Genomic DNA, 15,200 nt, shown 5'->3' with positions numbered 1-15,200 from the left:
ATGAAAAATAAAAAGATAATTTTAGCATCTTTTATGGTTTTATGTATGCTTTTGGGAATTTTATATTTTAAAAATGAACCTAAATATATAGATGAAAATCTTTATCAAAGTCTATTAAGCCAAAATTTAATCCAAAAAGCTGTGATTGATAAAGACGAAATTTGGCTTAAGGCAGAAGGTGAAAATTACGTAATTATAAAAGATGGCATAGATATAAAAACACTTTTATCAAAAGTTCCCGTAGAGGTTAAAAAAGATAATACGCTTTGGGTGTTTTTTGTTTTACTTATTTTTATTATCGCACTTTTTATAAGTCTTGGTTATTTTGCTCGTAAAAAAGAGTTGGCTAAATATCCAATATCAAATAAGAATCAAAATCACACTCAAGCTCAAAATTCAAATATAAATTTAGAAAGTTCCCATATAAAACCTGTGATTTCAAATATTACTTTTAATGATGTAGCAGGTGTTGATGAAGTTAAAATGGAGCTAAGCGAACTTGTGGATTTTTTACAAAATCCTAAAAAATATAAAGAATTTGGTGTAAAAATGCCAAAAGGTGTTTTAATGGTAGGCCCACCTGGTGTAGGAAAAACATTGATAGCAAAAGCAGTTGCAGGAGAAGCAGGGGTGCCATTTTTTTATCAAAGTGGTTCAAGTTTTGTTGAAATTTATGTAGGTATGGGTGCAAAAAGAGTTAGAGAGCTTTTTTCAAAAGCTAAAATGATGGCGCCTAGCATAGTTTTTATTGATGAAATAGATGCCGTAGGTAAGGCAAGAGGAGAAATGTCAAATGTTGAAAGAGATAGCACTTTAAATCAACTTTTAACTCAAATGGATGGTTTTGAGGACAATAGCGGGGTTATAGTTATAGCTGCGACAAATAAAATCGAACTTATGGATCCTGCTTTATTGCGTTCGGGGCGTTTTGATAGGAGAATTTTTTTATCTTTGCCTGATTTTAAGGATAGACTTAAAATTTTAGAAATTTATATGAAAGATAAAAACAATAATATCAATTTAAATAAAATCGCTAAAGCAAGCGTAGGTTTTAGTGGAGCAGGGCTTGAAACTTTGGTCAATGAAGCAGCAATTAATGCTTTAAGAAGAAATAGTGCTTTAGTTGAGGAAAGCGATTTTTATGCTGTATTAAATAAAGTTCTTTTAGGTAAGAAAAAGATTTTAAGTTTTAATAATGAAGAGAAGAAAATTCAAGCCACTTATCAAGCTGCAAAAGCTTTGAGTGCGTATTATTTTGACATAGGATTTGAAAAAATCACTCTCATTGAAGATCGTTTTAAAGAATATGAGCATAATATAAGATCAAAATCAGAGCTTATCAATCGTATAAAAGTTTATTTGGCTGGTTCTAGAGCCATGAGATTGATTTACAATGAAAGTTATACTAACTCGCAAGATGATTTTTTAAAGATTAAAGAATTGCTTGATTATATGTTGAGTTTTGATATGTTGAAAGAGTCAAATTTAAGTGAACAAAAAAAAGAAATGGATGAATTTTTAAATTCTATGAAGGATAAAATTTTAAAATTATCAGAGCTTTTGCTTGAAAAAGAAAAGATAGAATATGACGATGTTAAAGATATAATGCAGGTTTGATGATATGTTTAATCATCAAATTCTTTATATAAGATAGTTCCATTAAAATCTATAAGAATTTTTATATCGTTATCAAGTTTAATCTTATAATGGTTGATTTTTCTTTCAATTTCTCTAGCTTTTGTATTTGGAAATTCGTTTTTGATGATATTGGCTAAATTTTGAGGTAAAAAATCTAGATCAAAAGGAAAGGCTTTATTTTCAATTTCCTTCCAAGCTCCATCTATATCAAATTCAAGCTCTGTTCCATCGCTAAGATAGACTTCATAGGAATTTTTGTCTTTTTGCACGATCCCTATAGGCGCTTTGAAATTATGTTGTAAAAATTCTTTAGAAACATTCGGTAAATTATCAGCAGAAATTATTATATCAGCATTTAAAGATAAGCTTAAAATAGTAATAATATTTAAAAATTTAATTTTCAATATTTTTCCTAAATTATTTTTTAGTAAAATTGTAAAGAATTTATGTGAATTTTATGTGAATTTTAAGACAATATTATAAAAAATAAAGGTTTTATATTTTGCTTACATTTTTTTTAATTTTTTTAAATATTTTATGTTATTTTTTGATTTCTTATGATTATTACAATATCCTTGGTTTGAATATTTTATTTTTTAATGGAGCTTATTGGCAGCTTTTAAGTTCAATGTTTTTACATGGAAATTTAACTCATCTTATATTAAATATGATAGTTTTGTTTCAATTTGGGCGTATGTTAGAAACTTATTTGGGTGCTTTGTGTTTTATTTTTATTTATTTTATTGGCGGATTGTTGTGCTCACTTTTAAGTGTTTTTTATGTGTATTTTGATTTTAAATATTTTGGAGAAAATATAAATGTCATAGGCGCTAGTGGTGCAATTTGTGTTTTAATGGGCTTTTATGCTGTTATTGATAAAAATAGCACAAAAGGACTTATAGTGGTAATTTTACTTATGAGTTTTGTGCCATTGCTTATGGGGGTAAATGTTGCTTGGTATGGTCATATTTTCGGGTTTATGTGTGGTTATATTTTAGCTAAAATAAAAGAGGTAAAATGAAAAAAATTTATATTATAAGACATGCAAAAGCAAGTAAGAGTGAAGACATCGATGATTTTGAAAGAAAACTTACTAAGAGTGGAAAGGAAGATTTAAAAAAACTTTTTAAAAATCTTGCTTCGCATGAAATTCATCCTGATTTGGTGCTATCAAGTCCTGCTGTTAGAACCGCTAAAACAGCGAAAAAAATAGCCAAATTTTATAATTTTGATAAAAATAGAATTTGTTTTGATGAAAGATTGTATCTTTGCAATGTTGAAAATTTGCTAAAAATTCTGCAAGATATTGATGATGAGTTTAATGAAGTATTTTTAGTGGGTCATAATCCTAGTTTAATGGAGCTTGGAGAGTTATTAAGTTCGCTATGTTTAGCTTCTTTTCCAACTTCTTCTATCTTGTGTTTAGAATTTGATATTAAGGAATTTAAAAATTTAAAAAAACATAGCGGAAAATTAGTTTTTTTTGAACATGTACGCAAGTTAAAAGAAGAAAAAGATCTGGGTTTTTAGTAAGGAGATTGACTCTTACTTCCAACCTTCTATATAATTTTTTAGTTTTCTTCCTACTTTAGGGTGTTTGAGTTTTTTTATAGCTGAGCTTTCTATTTGTCTCACTCTTTCTCGAGTGACATTAAGTTCCTTTCCAATTTCCTCTAAAGTTCTATCACTTTCATCATCCATTAAACCAAAACGCATACGAATTACCGCTTTTTCTCTATCGTTTAATTGATCTAAAACTTCATCAATTTGTTCTTTTAAATCATCCTTTAAGATATGATCCATTGGAGAAAGTGAATTTCTATCTTCAACAAAATCTCCAAATTTACCATCATCTTCATTTCCTATTGGAGCTTCAAGAGAAATTGGTTCTTTTGTGATTTTAATAACTTGTTTAACCTTATCTACGCTTAAACCTACTTCTTTAGCTATAACACTGACATCAGGTTCTTTTCCATCTTTTTGTAGATGTTCGCGGATAATTTTGTTAATTTGATTGATGGTTTCTATCATATGGATTGGAATTCTTATGGTTCTTGCTTGATCAGCTATAGCCCTTGAAATAGCTTGCCTGATCCACCAAGTTGCATAAGTGGAAAATTTATAACCCCTTTTGTATTCAAATTTATCCACAGCTTTCATCAAACCTATATTTCCTTCTTGGATAAGGTCTAAGAAAGGCAGACCACGATTTGTGTAGCGTTTAGCTATGCTTACAACAAGGCGCAAGTTTGATTTTGCCATTCTTCCTTTTGCTTCATCAGAGATTTTTTTACCGCGTTTAATTTGCTCCAAAATTTCTTTTAAGCGTGATTTTTCAAGATCAAAGCTTTTTTCACTGGCTTCTTTAGTTTGAAATAGTTTTTTAATTTCCATATAAGTGCTTACCATGGTTGTTTCTAAAGCTCGCTCTGTGATTTCTTCTTTGCTCAATTTTGTAATATCTTTTAAAATATCTGCATGGCGTTTTTTAAGTTCATCAGAAAACATAGGTAAGCGGTATTCTAAACGCTTAAGTTCTTTGTCAAATTCTTCATCACTTTTTAGTGCAGTTTCCATTGATTTTACGATTTCGCTAATAAGTTTTGAAGTAGGGCCTAGATCCATTAATTTTTCTTTTAAAATATTTTTTTTGAACGCAATGCTTAATTTATCTAAAAGTTCATCTCCGCTTTCTTTGTCTTTGGATGTTTTTAGCCAATCTTTTTTAGCTTTTTCTAGAGCTTTAAATTTTTCTATAACTTTTAAAGTTCTTTCATCTTCTTTTTTGCTGTTTTTTTTAGTATTTTCTTCATCTGATTCTAATTCTGTTTCGTTTTCTTCATCTTCATCTATATCAAGTTCATCAAGTTTGTCATCACTTTTTTCTTCATCGTCAAAGCTTTTAAATAGTTCTTTTACCCTTCTTTCTCTGTTTATTAAAGGTTCTTTATAATCTAAAATAAAATCTATCAAATAAGGTACAGAACAAAAAGCATCAATGATAATATCTTCGCCAAGTTCTATTTTTTTGGAAATTTCAATTTCTTCATCTTTGTTTAATAAAGCAATTTGTCCCATTTCTCTTAAATACATACGAACAGGAGAGTCTGATCTGCTCCATTCTAATAAATCGTTTTCATTGGCTAAATCAAATTCGTTCTCAAGGCTTGTATCTTGGAGTTTTTGTTTTTCTTCTTGAAGTCTTTTTGCATCTTCTATGTTTTTCATTTGTGCAATTTCAGCTGCTGAAAAAAGTTGCACTTTGTGTTTTTTCATTAATGCTTGCACTTTTTTAGTGGTTGATGCACTTGGTTGTTTTGTAAGATATTTTACCAATTTTTCATATGTGATATAATCTTTTGCATTTTCTTGAAATAATTCTTCTAATTCAGCTTCTTGAGTTTTGGCGTTCATTGATTATCCTTGAAATTTATATAAGCTTTGGATTTTATCTAAAAATTGCTTAACTTTCTATATAAATCGGTTATTATGTTTATGATTTGAATATTTTTTCAAATTTTTCTAAAGCTCTGTTAAAATTATAATTTTTTCTTTTTAAGGTATAAAATTTACGCTTTAGGTCGATATTTTTTAATTTAATTTCATAAAGTGTTGAATTTTTTAATTCTTTTTCTATGCTTTTTTTGGAAAAAATAGAGATTGCTTTTTTTTGTAAAACAAGTTCTTTAATCGCAGCCATTCTATCAAGTTCAAGAAAAATATTAAGTTTTTTTGAGCTTGCACCAATTTCGTTTAAAAATTTATCCCTTAAGCCTGAGCCTACTTCTCTTAAAATCCACTTTTGTTCCAAAAGTTCATCGATATAAAATTCTTTTTCATTGAGTTTTTTATCACTTGTAGCTACTATAAGTTCATCATCTTGCCAAAAATTTATTTCTAAATTTTCATACTCCACTAAAGCTGGATCAAGTTCTGCTTCAATGATTGCAAATTCTATATTTCCGTTTTTTAGTAAATTTAAACATTCTTTTGAATTCTGCGTTTGAGAGCGAATTTCTATGTTTTTAAATTCTGCCTTAAAATCAAATAAAATAGGAGCTAAAAAATGTTCAGAAATGCTTTGAGTTGAGGCTATTTTTATTTCCCCTAAGAGCATACTTTCGTCGTTTAATTTTTCTAAGCTTTGGTAGTAGGCTTGTATAATTTTTAACCAATTTTTTCCTAGTTCTAAAGCTTTTGGTGTAGGTAAGAGTTTTTTTCCAAGTCTTTCAAATAAAATGCCATCAAATTTATTTTCTAAATTTTTAATTACTATTGAAACATTAGGTTGAGTTATGGAAAAATTGTTGGCTGTATGAGTTGGACTTTGAGTGTTTAAAAGATCTAAAAATATTTCTATATCTTTGATTTTCATGAGTGATTCCTTTATTTAATAAAAAAAATTTATTATAAAAATTAAAATAATATATTTCTATAATTTTAATAAAAAAAATATAATAACACAAAATTTACAAAAAGGAAAATAAATGAAAACAAGTTTTTTAGCACATAGCGTGGCTATAGTGCGATCAAATTTTAAGGGTTTGCTTTTTACTGCTTGTATAGTGATTTTTGCTATGTATCTTTCTAGTGTTCAAAGTATCAAAGATACCACTCATTTAGCAGCGACTGCTTTTGCTATTATCATAGGAGTGTTGCTTTCTCCTTGGTTTTTTAAATACCAACATCATTTTCAAGCCGGAGTGCATTTTAGTGCGAAAAAACTTTTAAGACTTGGCATTGTTTTATATGGTTTTAATATCACTTTAACTGAGCTTTTAAGTGTAGGATTGAAAGGATTTTTGCTTTCTGCTATAGTGATATTTTTTGTTTTTATTATTGCTTTATTTGTGGGAACGAAAATTTTTAAACTCGATAAAGAAACTTCTATGCTTGTTGGAGCTGGAAGTGCGATTTGCGGTGCGGCAGCGGTTTTAGCACTAGAGTCAAGTTTGAAAAGTGATCCTTTTAAGGGAATTTTAGCTGTAGGTACGGTGGTGATTTTTGGACTTGTATTTATGTTCTTATATCCCATAGCTTTTTCTTTAAATCTTTTTCCTTTTTTTGATCAAAATGCTATGGGTGTTTTTATGGGAGCTACGTTGCATGAGGTGGCAAATGTCGCAGGTGCTGCTGAAATGGCAAAGGATATGGCAGGATTTGAGCAAGGTGCTTCTAATGTTGCAGTGATTATAAAAATGATGAGAGTGATTTTACTTGTGCCTTTTTTGCTTATAGTGACTTATTTTTTCGCTAAAAATCAACATTCAAGCAGTGGAAAAACTGCAAAAAGTATCACTATACCTTATTTTGCTTTTGCATTTTTAGGCATGATAGTTTTAAATACTTATTTAGCAAGCAAAGAAAGTATTTTAGGTATTGCTACGAGCGATATCATCTCTTTAGGTAAAACACTTTGTACTTTATGTATCGTTTTTGCTATGGCAGCTTTAGGCTTGCAAATTGACTTTAAAAAATTTTTAAAAAGTGGCTCTAGGGTATTTGGCTTGGCTTTTGTTTTAGGGCTTGTTTTGATTTTTGGAGGATATTTTTTAACCTTAGCTTTTAAAGGTATACTTTGGTAATAAAAATTATTTTTTATTTTAGAAAATTTTATTTTATTAATCAACTAAGAATATAATTTAATTCATTAATTAAATTTATTAAAAAGGAATAAAGATGAAAAAAATTCTTGTAAGTGTTTTAAGTTCTTGCTTGTTAGCTTCGGCTTTAAGTGCTGTATCTTTTAAAGAAGATAGTTTAAAGGTTTCTTTTGAAGGATATAAAACTAAAGATATGATAGGAACAAAAGGTGAATTTAAAAATGTAGAATATAAATTTTCTAAAAATATAAAGGATTTGGCAAGTTATCTTAAAGGCGCTAAAGCTACCATAAAGCCAAGCAATGCTTTTATGGGTGAAGGCAATGATATTATAACCAATAATATCACAAAAGTATTTTTCCCTGCTTTATTGGGAGATACGGATATTAAAGTTGTTTTTCAAGATGTGATTGCGGGTGAAAATAAAGGCGTTATTTCAGCAAAAATTACTATGGATAAAAAAAGTACTATTGTACCTTTAACTTATACCATCAAAGATAATAAATTTGAAGCTAAAGGACAACTTGATTTGCATACTTTTAAAAATGGTTCTAAAGCATTAAAAGCATTAAGCGATGTTGCTGCAGGACATGGTGGAATTTCTTGGCCTTTAGTGGATATCAGTTTTAATGCTGATTTAGCAGAATAAAAAGTAGCCTTAGGGCTACTTTAAAATACAATATCTTCTTAAATTATTTTCAAAAATTTCATAATCTTTTATATTTTCAAGTTCTTGATAAATTTCACTACCTTTCCATAAAATAAAAACTGTATTTTCATCTTTTAGATTTTTACAAATTTCAAGCAAAGGCTTGACATCCATTAAGGCTCTTGAAGTGATGATATCAGCTTTAAAGGTATTCTTGTATTCTTGAACTTTTTCTTTGTAAATATGTAAATTTGGAAGTTCACATTCTATTTTTAATGTCCGCAAAAAGGCAGCTTTTTTGGGATTGGGTTCGAAAAGATGAAAATTGCTTTGCAGTAAAAAAGCTAAAAATACAACTGGAAATCCTGCGCCACTTCCTATATCGGCAATATTTTTTGCTTTAGAAAAATCATAAAAATCTAAAATTTTAATACTATCAAAGATATTTTCATCTATATTTTTTAAATGAGTAAGATTGTGAATGCGGTTAAATTTAGATAATAATTCTTTATAAATTTTTACCTTTTCTTCAAAGTTTTTTAAATCGTAGTTTTGCAAAAAATCATAATCTTTAAAAATCATTTATTTAAGATGTCCCATTTGAGTTTGTTTTATGTTTAAATACTCTACATTAAAACGATTAGGTTCTATTAAAATCGGTATGCGTGTGATGATTTTTTCTTTGATAGAATCTAGCTTTTCAGGGTTATTTGTGAGTAAATTAACCTTAGAAATTTCATAGTGTTTGAGTATAAATTCTACAATTTCATAAGTTCTCTCATCGGCTTTAAAGCCAAGCTGATGATTTGCTTTAATCGTATCAAAACCTTTATCTTGTAAAGCATAAGCATTAACCTTGTTAAAAAGCCCTATACCCCTTCCTTCTTGTCTAAGATAAATCACCATTCCGCCATTCTTTTCTATATATTTTAGCGAAAATTCAAGTTGTTCTCCGCAGTCGCATTTTAAACTTCCTAAAGCATCTCCTGTTAAGCACTCTGAATGAATTCTTAGATTGAGTGTATCTTTTGGAGTGTTTTTAAATATGCATAAATGTTCTTTATCGTTTTCTTTGAAACTTTGCATTTGGAAATTTCCCCATTTGCTAGGTAAATTCGCAATTTCTGAAATTTTTATTTCCATTTACTACTCTCTATAATCAAATTTATGTTAAGATTTTAGCAAAAAAAGGACAAAAAAATGTTTAAAAGATTTAGAAGATTAAGGCTTAATGAAAACTTAAGATCTATGGTAAGGGAAAATTCTTTAAGTGTAAATGATTTGATTTATCCGCTTTTTGTGGTTAATGGAACGGGGATAAAAAAAGAAATTTCTTCTATGCCTGATGTGTTTCAAATGAGTTTAGATGAAATTTTAAAAGAGTGTCAAAATGTAGTTAATTTAGGCATTAAAGCCATTATACTTTTTGGTGTTTTAGAAAATGAGAAAAAAGACAGTTGTGGAAGCGATGCTTTAGATGATGAAGGGCTTGTTGCAAGAAGTATAAGAGAGATTAAGAAAAATTTTCCAGATCTTTTTATAATCAGTGATCTTTGTTTTTGCGAATACACAGATCACGGGCATTGTGGGATTATCGATCCAAAAATAAAAAGCGTAGATAATGATGCAACTTTAGAAATTTCAGCCAAGCAAGCCTTAGTTCATGCAAGAGCAGGGGTAGATATGATAGCACCTAGTGGAATGATGGATGGTGTTATCACTACTTTGCGCAAAGCTTTAGATAAGGAAGGTTTTGAAAATTTGCCTATAATGGCGTATTCTACTAAATTTGCATCAAGTTATTATGGGCCATTTCGAGATGTAGCAGAGTCAGCTCCAAGTTATGGAGATAGAAAAAGCTATCAAATGGATTTTGCTAATGGTAAAGAAGCTTTAGAAGAAAGCTTAGAGGATGAAGCACAAGGAGCTGATATTTTAATGGTAAAACCTGCTCTTGCTTATCTTGATGTGGTTAAAGAAATATCCCTTCATTCTAACTTGCCTTTGTGTATTTATAATGTAAGCGGAGAGTATGCTATGTTAAAGGCAGCTAAAAATGCAGGAGTGATTGATTATGAAAAAGTTTTGTATGAAACTATAATAGCTTTTAAAAGAGCAGGGGCAAAGCTTATCATCACTTATCATGCTAAAGAATTAGCTAAAATGTTAAAAGGAGAAAAATGAAACATTTTTTAACTTTAAGAGATTTTTCTAAGGAGGAAATTTTAAGCCTTGTAAATCATGCTAGCGAGCTTAAAAAAGAGCCTAAAAAACTTTTACAAGATAAAACTTTAGCAATGATTTTTGAGAAAAACTCTACAAGAACAAGAATGGCATTTGAATTAGCCATAACAGAGCTTGGCGGAAAGGCTTTGTTTTTAAGCAGCAATGATTTACAACTTAGTCGTGGTGAGCCTGTAAAGGATACGGCTAGGGTGATAGGGGCGATGGTTGATTTTGTGATGATGAGGGTCAATAAACATGAAACTTTACTCGAATTTGCAAGATATTCTAAAGCTCCTGTGATCAATGCTTTAAGCGAGCTTTATCATCCTACTCAGGTTTTAGGGGATTTGTTTACTATCAAAGAATGGAATAAAATGCAAAATGGTATAGCAAAAGTTGCTTTTATCGGAGATAGTAATAATATGTGCAATTCTTGGCTTATTACGGCTGCGATTTTGGGCTTTGAAATTAGTATAGCTATGCCAAAAAACTATAAAATTAGCCCTGAAATTTGGGAATTTGCTATGAAACAGGCTTTGATTTCAGGAGCTAAAATTTCCTTAGGCTATGATAAATTTGAAGCCTTAAAGGATAAAGATGTAGTCATTACCGATACTTGGGTTTCCATGGGCGAAGAGAATGAAAAAGAACGCAAGATTAAAGAATTTGAAGGATTTATGATCGATGAAAAGGCTATGAGCGTTGCCAATAAAGACGCGATATTGCTTCATTGTTTGCCTGCTTATAGGGGTTATGAAGTGAGTGAAGAAATTTTTGAAAAACATGCAGATGTGATTTTTGAAGAAGCAAGAAATCGCCTTTATGTGGTAAAAGCCTTGCTTTGCTTTTTGGATAATCAGAGAGGAAGAGAATGAAAGAGCTAGAAAAGTATAGCACTTGCTTAAAACGCATTGATGAATTTAGTCAAAATCTAGGAATAAAGAAAAAAGATAGAACGATTTTTAAAATGAAGCAAAGCGAGAATGAAAACGAAAAATGTTTAGTTCTTGAAAATGGAAGTTTTGATTCTCCTGAGCCTTGGTTTGTGATCGATGAAAACGATGAAATTCACACTTTGCTTTCTTTACAAAGTCTTAAGAATATACTTGAAAGTTTAAAACAAAGTCAAAAAGAGAATTTTGAATTGCGTTTAGAAAAGGCGATTTATCAACAAATTCCTGTAGATTTTAACGATGTTTGGACGGTTGCTATGGATGAGATCAAGCAAAAGGCGCAAAATGGTACCATGGAAGTTAGTATTGATCTTGAAAAATTAATTTCTAAAATCAAACAAGAGCATCCAAATTTATTTGTAGATATGCAAGCGATGATAGAAAGGGTAAACCAAAATGAGAGATTATAAAGCTTTTGTAAAATACTCTAAAGCAGGACCACGCTACACTTCTTATCCTACAGCAGTAGAGTTTAATGCAAATTTCAAATACGAAGAATATATAGAAATTTTAAAAAAACAAGATAGATCTTTATCGCTTTATTTTCATTTACCATTTTGTAGGAGTGCTTGTTATTTTTGTGGTTGCAATGTCATCTATACTGCAAAAGAAGAGAGTAAAGAAAGGTATTTAACTTATATTTTTAAAGAGCTTGATATTTTAAGTACCATTTTAGATACTAAAAGAGAAGTGGTGCAAATGCACTTTGGTGGCGGAACTCCAACTTTTTTTAGCGCTAAACAACTTCAAAGTTTGATTTTAAAAATCAGATCTGTTTTTGGAAATTTTTCTAAAGATGCAGAGATTAGCTGTGAGATCGATCCGCGTTTTTTAAATGAGGAACAAGCCATAGTTTTAACGCAAAATGGCTTTAATCGTATTAGCTTTGGAGTGCAGGATTTTGATGAAAAAGTTCAAAAAGAAATTCATCGCATCCAGTCTTTTGAATTAACACAAAATGCTTTAAATCTTGTAAGAAATAAAGGCATAAAGTCTGTAAATATGGATTTAATTTATGGTTTGCCTTATCAAAATTTACAAAGCTTTACACAAACTTTAGAAAAAGTTATGCTTTTAAACCCTGATCGTTTGGCGATTTTTAATTACGCTCATGTGCCTTGGCTTAAGAAAAATATGAGAAAATTTGATGAAAATACCTTGCCAAGTCCTGATGTTAAGCTTGAAATTTTAGAATTTTGTGAGAAATTTTTAAGCAAAAATGGTTATAAAATGATAGGAATGGATCATTTTGCAAAAGAAAATGATGAGCTTTTTAAAGCTTTAGAAAATGGAACTTTACATAGAAATTTCCAAGGTTATACCACCAAAGGCGGTGCTGATTTAGTCGGTGTTGGGCTTACAAGTATAGGCGAAGGACAAAGACATTATGCACAAAATTTTAAAGATATGTCAAGTTATGAAGCTGCATTAGATAGAGGAGTTTTACCTTTTGAAAGAGGTGTGATTTTAAGCGATGATGATGAGCTTAGAAAAGCAGTGATTATGGAGTTAATGGCAAATTTTAAGCTTGATATTAAGTCAATAGAAAAAGAATTTTCCATTGATTTTAAGGAGTATTTTAAAGAGGATTTAAAAGCTTTAGAAGAATACAAAGATTTTGTTAATTTTGATGAAAATTTTATCAAAGTCAATGAAACAGGTGTTTTGCTTATAAGAAATATTGCTATGTGTTTTGATGCTTATATGAAAAACATTAGTGAAGATAAAAAAGTATTCTCAAAAACGGTGTAAGATGAAATTTAGTCAAATAAGTGATGCTTGCGTTAAATGTGGCAAATGTATACCTGTTTGTACTATACATGAAGAAAATCGCGATGAAATTACTAGTCCAAGAGGATTTTTAGATCTTTTAACTGCTTATAAAGAGGGAAGTCTAGAGCTTGATAAAGAAGCTAAGAAAGTTTTTGAATCTTGTTTTTTATGCACCAATTGTGTTGAAGTATGTCCGAGTAAATTAAGAGTAGATAATGCCATAGAAGAAGTTCGTTATGATATAGCTAAAAAATTTGGTATAGCTTGGTATAAAAAACTTATTTTTTTCTTTTTAAGAAGACGCAAAATTTTAGATTTGGTAGCTAAGCTTGGCTATGTGTTTCAAAGTTGTGCGTTTAAAATTCAAAATGAGAATGAAAATACAGGTATGAAGGCAAGATTTTCCATGCCTTTTGTTAAAAAGGGAAGATTACTTACAAGTTTTAATAAAAAAAGTTTCTTAAATTCTAATCCAAAATTTATCAATAATGATGGAGAAAAAACAATAGGTTTTTTTGTAGGTTGTTTGGCGAATTATTTTTACATAGATACGGCTAATGCGGTGCTTAAAATCACTAAGGAATTAAAAATCAATGTGGATTTGATGAAAGAACAAGTATGTTGTGGAGCGCCGCAATTTTTTACGGGTGATTTTAAAAGTGTTGAAGTTTTGGCTAAAAAAAATATTGAGTATTTTGAAAAAAAATTAGAAAAATTAGATGCTATTATAGTTCCTGAGGCCACTTGTTCGGCTATGTTAAAGATAGATTATGAACATTTTTTTATAATGCAAAATGATTTAGACTGGGCAAAACGCGCAAAATGTGTGTCATCTAAGATATATATGGCTAGCGAGTATTTTTATAAATTTACTTCTTTGGAAGAAATTTTAAAAACAAAAAATAAATTTAATTATAGCATTACTTATCACGATCCTTGCCATGCAAGAAAAATGCAAGGGGTTTTTAAAGAGCCAAGAGAACTTTTAAAAACAAATTATCATTTTGTAGAAATGAGTAATTCTAATACTTGTTGCGGTTTTGGCGGGGTGAGTATGCAAACGGATTATTATGATAGAGCTTTAAGTGTAGGGCTTAAAAAAGCACAAATGATCGATGAAAGTAAGGCTAGTGTGGTAAGTGCCGAGTGTTCAGCTTGTAGAATGCAAATTTCAAATGCATTAGAACAAAATTCAAGCAAGGTTGTTTTTGCTAGTCCTTTAGAACTTATAGCAAAAGCTTTGTGATGATGAAGATAGTATTTAAAGGCAAAAGTTCTGAATATGAAATTCAAAGATCGTGCTTTTGTGTTGATGCTTTTGTGATTAAAGATAAGATTGAAGAACGAGATGGTGTTGATTTTATCACTTCAAATGTAGATCTTTTGGAATTTAGTGATGACAGTTTTACTTTTGAAGAAATTGTAAAACATTTTAATATTTGTGATACTGAAGATATGATTATCGTTGAAGATTTTGACATGAAATCAAACAAAGATAATCAAAACCAAGAAGATGATATAGAACACAACATCTTAAAATCCGAAAAAATAATACATGAAAACACAAAACAAACAAGTATGCAATTTAAAAATTTAAAATTTTTTTCAAGAATTTTTAAAAATGAAAATTTTCTTTCTGATTTTAAAGAAAGTAAGCAAGAAGTTGTTACTATCAAAAAACATGAAAAACTTGAAATTTTTAAAAATTTATCTCAAGAAGATCAAGAAATTAGCTTTGTTAAAATTGAAATTTTAAATTATGATAGTAATGAAGATAGTTTAAGTTTTAATCTTGATATATTTCCAAGCGGTATGAGCTATAAGTACGGATTTTTAAAAGGCTCTATGCATATTATTTTACAAGGTAAAACTTCTAGTACGATGCTTTTTCCGTTTTTAAAAAGTATGATTTATAAAAATAAAAGCGAAAATTCAAGTGAAAAAATTTTTACTTTAATGATAAATCAGAAAAAACACTATAAGCTTATCGCAAATCTTTCTTAGTTTTATTTTATTATATTTTCTATATTAGAGCGATTTTTTTCAATTAAAGAGCGATTTTTTTGAGTTGTTTCTTTAAGATCGGCTATATCTTCTTTCATATTTTGTATGTTTTGGTTGAGTAATTTTATCTTTTTTTCATAGCGAGTAACGATGATAAAGACTACAAATAAAAATATAATAATCAAAAAAATAAATGCTAAAAATTCCATATTTTTCCTTTTTAAAACTAGATTTTGAAATATATCATTTAAATACTTCAAAAAACTTTTACGGGTTTTTTATTTTGTATTTTAGTTTTTTTATCTTTAAACTTATATATAAATTTTCAAAAAGTAACAAAAAAATATATAAAAA

General features: G+C 29.1%; 17 protein-coding genes. 11 read left to right on the top strand and 6 right to left on the bottom strand.

The window, feature by feature from the left end; all coding sequences use genetic code 11:
- Positions 1–1,617: an ATP-dependent metallopeptidase FtsH/Yme1/Tma family protein gene (locus FBF22_RS04880; protein WP_002852990.1), complete on the top strand. Its 1,617-nt coding sequence runs from the start codon at positions 1–3 to the stop codon at positions 1,615–1,617.
- Positions 1,618–1,625: 8 nt separating this feature from the next.
- On the opposite strand, the gene FBF22_RS04875 is transcribed toward FBF22_RS04880, so the two are convergent.
- Positions 1,626–2,042 (bottom strand): PepSY-like domain-containing protein, encoded by a 417-nt coding sequence (locus FBF22_RS04875; protein WP_002853001.1) that lies wholly within the window; start codon positions 2,040–2,042, stop codon positions 1,626–1,628.
- Positions 2,043–2,140: 98 nt separating this feature from the next.
- Between FBF22_RS04875 and FBF22_RS04870 the strand changes: the two genes are divergently transcribed.
- Together FBF22_RS04870 and FBF22_RS04865 are read left to right on the top strand one after the other, a co-directional pair.
- Entirely contained in the window at positions 2,141–2,659 is a 519-nt protein-coding gene (locus tag FBF22_RS04870; RefSeq protein ID WP_004307669.1) for a rhomboid family intramembrane serine protease, read from the top strand.
- Positions 2,656–3,168, top strand: coding sequence for a histidine phosphatase family protein (locus tag FBF22_RS04865; RefSeq protein WP_002852934.1), 513 nt, complete (start codon positions 2,656–2,658; stop codon positions 3,166–3,168). The genes FBF22_RS04870 and FBF22_RS04865 overlap by 4 nt, the downstream gene beginning before the upstream one ends.
- A 15-nt stretch (positions 3,169–3,183) precedes the next feature.
- On the opposite strand, the gene rpoD is transcribed toward FBF22_RS04865, so the two are convergent.
- Both rpoD and FBF22_RS04855 read right to left on the bottom strand, forming a co-directional pair.
- Positions 3,184–5,052: an RNA polymerase sigma factor RpoD gene (gene rpoD / locus FBF22_RS04860; RefSeq protein WP_002852997.1), complete on the bottom strand. Its 1,869-nt coding sequence runs from the start codon at positions 5,050–5,052 to the stop codon at positions 3,184–3,186.
- A 79-nt stretch (positions 5,053–5,131) separates the two neighbouring features.
- Positions 5,132–6,013: a LysR family transcriptional regulator gene (locus FBF22_RS04855; protein ID WP_002852976.1), complete on the bottom strand. Its 882-nt coding sequence runs from the start codon at positions 6,011–6,013 to the stop codon at positions 5,132–5,134.
- Positions 6,014–6,125: 112 nt separating this feature from the next.
- On the opposite strand from FBF22_RS04855, the gene FBF22_RS04850 reads away from it, so the two are divergent.
- Both FBF22_RS04850 and FBF22_RS04845 read left to right on the top strand, forming a co-directional pair.
- Positions 6,126–7,223 (top strand): YeiH family protein, encoded by a 1,098-nt coding sequence (locus tag FBF22_RS04850; RefSeq protein WP_002853043.1) that lies wholly within the window; start codon positions 6,126–6,128, stop codon positions 7,221–7,223.
- 94 nt (positions 7,224–7,317) lie between these two features.
- On the top strand, positions 7,318–7,890 hold the full coding sequence (locus tag FBF22_RS04845; protein ID WP_002859197.1) for a hypothetical protein: 573 nt from the start codon (positions 7,318–7,320) through the stop codon (positions 7,888–7,890).
- 15 nt (positions 7,891–7,905) lie between these two features.
- Here FBF22_RS04845 and rsmG read toward each other — a convergent pair whose 3' ends face one another.
- On the bottom strand, positions 7,906–8,472 hold the full coding sequence (rsmG, locus tag FBF22_RS04840; RefSeq protein ID WP_002853035.1) for a 16S rRNA (guanine(527)-N(7))-methyltransferase RsmG: 567 nt from the start codon (positions 8,470–8,472) through the stop codon (positions 7,906–7,908).
- Positions 8,473–9,033, bottom strand: coding sequence for a GTP cyclohydrolase II (ribA, locus tag FBF22_RS04835; protein WP_002853056.1), 561 nt, complete (start codon positions 9,031–9,033; stop codon positions 8,473–8,475).
- A gap of 57 nt (positions 9,034–9,090) precedes the next feature.
- Between ribA and hemB the strand changes: the two genes are divergently transcribed.
- From hemB to FBF22_RS04805, 6 genes are read left to right on the top strand one after another with little or no spacing between them, the layout of a single operon-like run.
- Positions 9,091–10,074 (top strand): porphobilinogen synthase, encoded by a 984-nt coding sequence (gene hemB / locus FBF22_RS04830; RefSeq protein WP_002852925.1) that lies wholly within the window; start codon positions 9,091–9,093, stop codon positions 10,072–10,074.
- Complete coding sequence (gene argF / locus FBF22_RS04825) at positions 10,071–10,991, top strand: ornithine carbamoyltransferase (RefSeq protein ID WP_002858026.1); 921 nt, start codon at positions 10,071–10,073, stop codon at positions 10,989–10,991. Before hemB ends, argF begins: the two co-directional genes overlap by 4 nt.
- On the top strand, positions 10,988–11,479 hold the full coding sequence (locus tag FBF22_RS04820) for a DUF2603 domain-containing protein (protein WP_002853412.1): 492 nt from the start codon (positions 10,988–10,990) through the stop codon (positions 11,477–11,479). The genes argF and FBF22_RS04820 overlap by 4 nt, the downstream gene beginning before the upstream one ends.
- Positions 11,466–12,821, top strand: a complete 1,356-nt coding sequence (gene hemN, locus FBF22_RS04815; RefSeq protein WP_002853363.1) for an oxygen-independent coproporphyrinogen III oxidase — start codon at positions 11,466–11,468, stop codon at positions 12,819–12,821. The genes FBF22_RS04820 and hemN overlap by 14 nt, the downstream gene beginning before the upstream one ends.
- A gap of 1 nt (position 12,822) precedes the next feature.
- Positions 12,823–14,088 carry a (Fe-S)-binding protein gene (locus FBF22_RS04810; protein WP_002853398.1) on the top strand — a complete coding sequence of 422 codons (1,266 nt, stop codon included), beginning with the start codon at positions 12,823–12,825 and terminating at the stop codon, positions 14,086–14,088.
- Entirely contained in the window at positions 14,085–14,846 is a 762-nt protein-coding gene (locus tag FBF22_RS04805; protein ID WP_079264891.1) for a DUF5416 family protein, read from the top strand. Before FBF22_RS04810 ends, FBF22_RS04805 begins: the two co-directional genes overlap by 4 nt.
- Before the next feature lie 2 nt (positions 14,847–14,848).
- Here the strand turns inward: FBF22_RS04805 and FBF22_RS04800 are convergent, their stop codons facing one another.
- The gene (locus tag FBF22_RS04800; RefSeq protein ID WP_002853356.1) at positions 14,849–15,055 is read right to left on the bottom strand and encodes a membrane protein; all 207 of its coding nucleotides are present in this window, start codon (positions 15,053–15,055) and stop codon (positions 14,849–14,851) included.
- Positions 15,056–15,200: the final 145 nt, after the last annotated feature.

The organism is Campylobacter sp. CFSAN093260, assembly GCF_012890095.1.
Lineage (GTDB): Bacteria > Campylobacterota > Campylobacteria > Campylobacterales > Campylobacteraceae > Campylobacter_D > Campylobacter_D jejuni.
Note: the sequence above shows the minus strand (reverse complement) of the source record. Positions and strands in the feature narration are given on the sequence as shown.

What these genes read in the sequence shown, in the direction of transcription:
- FBF22_RS04845 (WP_002859197.1), top strand. Translation starts at nt 7,318, where the DNA reads ATGAAAAAAATTCTTGTAAGTGTTTTAAGTTCTTGCTTGTTAGCTTCG.
- FBF22_RS04800 (WP_002853356.1), bottom strand. Translation starts at nt 15,055, where the DNA reads ATGGAATTTTTAGCATTTATTTTTTTGATTATTATATTTTTATTTGTA.
- FBF22_RS04855 (WP_002852976.1), bottom strand. Translation starts at nt 6,013, where the DNA reads ATGAAAATCAAAGATATAGAAATATTTTTAGATCTTTTAAACACTCAA.
- rsmG (WP_002853035.1), bottom strand. Translation starts at nt 8,472, where the DNA reads ATGATTTTTAAAGATTATGATTTTTTGCAAAACTACGATTTAAAAAAC.
- FBF22_RS04850 (WP_002853043.1), top strand. Translation starts at nt 6,126, where the DNA reads ATGAAAACAAGTTTTTTAGCACATAGCGTGGCTATAGTGCGATCAAAT.
- hemB (WP_002852925.1), top strand. Translation starts at nt 9,091, where the DNA reads ATGTTTAAAAGATTTAGAAGATTAAGGCTTAATGAAAACTTAAGATCT.
- ribA (WP_002853056.1), bottom strand. Translation starts at nt 9,033, where the DNA reads ATGGAAATAAAAATTTCAGAAATTGCGAATTTACCTAGCAAATGGGGA.
- FBF22_RS04865 (WP_002852934.1), top strand. Translation starts at nt 2,656, where the DNA reads ATGAAAAAAATTTATATTATAAGACATGCAAAAGCAAGTAAGAGTGAA.
- argF (WP_002858026.1), top strand. Translation starts at nt 10,071, where the DNA reads ATGAAACATTTTTTAACTTTAAGAGATTTTTCTAAGGAGGAAATTTTA.
- FBF22_RS04820 (WP_002853412.1), top strand. Translation starts at nt 10,988, where the DNA reads ATGAAAGAGCTAGAAAAGTATAGCACTTGCTTAAAACGCATTGATGAA.
- FBF22_RS04880 (WP_002852990.1), top strand. Translation starts at nt 1, where the DNA reads ATGAAAAATAAAAAGATAATTTTAGCATCTTTTATGGTTTTATGTATG.
- FBF22_RS04810 (WP_002853398.1), top strand. Translation starts at nt 12,823, where the DNA reads ATGAAATTTAGTCAAATAAGTGATGCTTGCGTTAAATGTGGCAAATGT.
- hemN (WP_002853363.1), top strand. Translation starts at nt 11,466, where the DNA reads ATGAGAGATTATAAAGCTTTTGTAAAATACTCTAAAGCAGGACCACGC.
- rpoD (WP_002852997.1), bottom strand. Translation starts at nt 5,052, where the DNA reads ATGAACGCCAAAACTCAAGAAGCTGAATTAGAAGAATTATTTCAAGAA.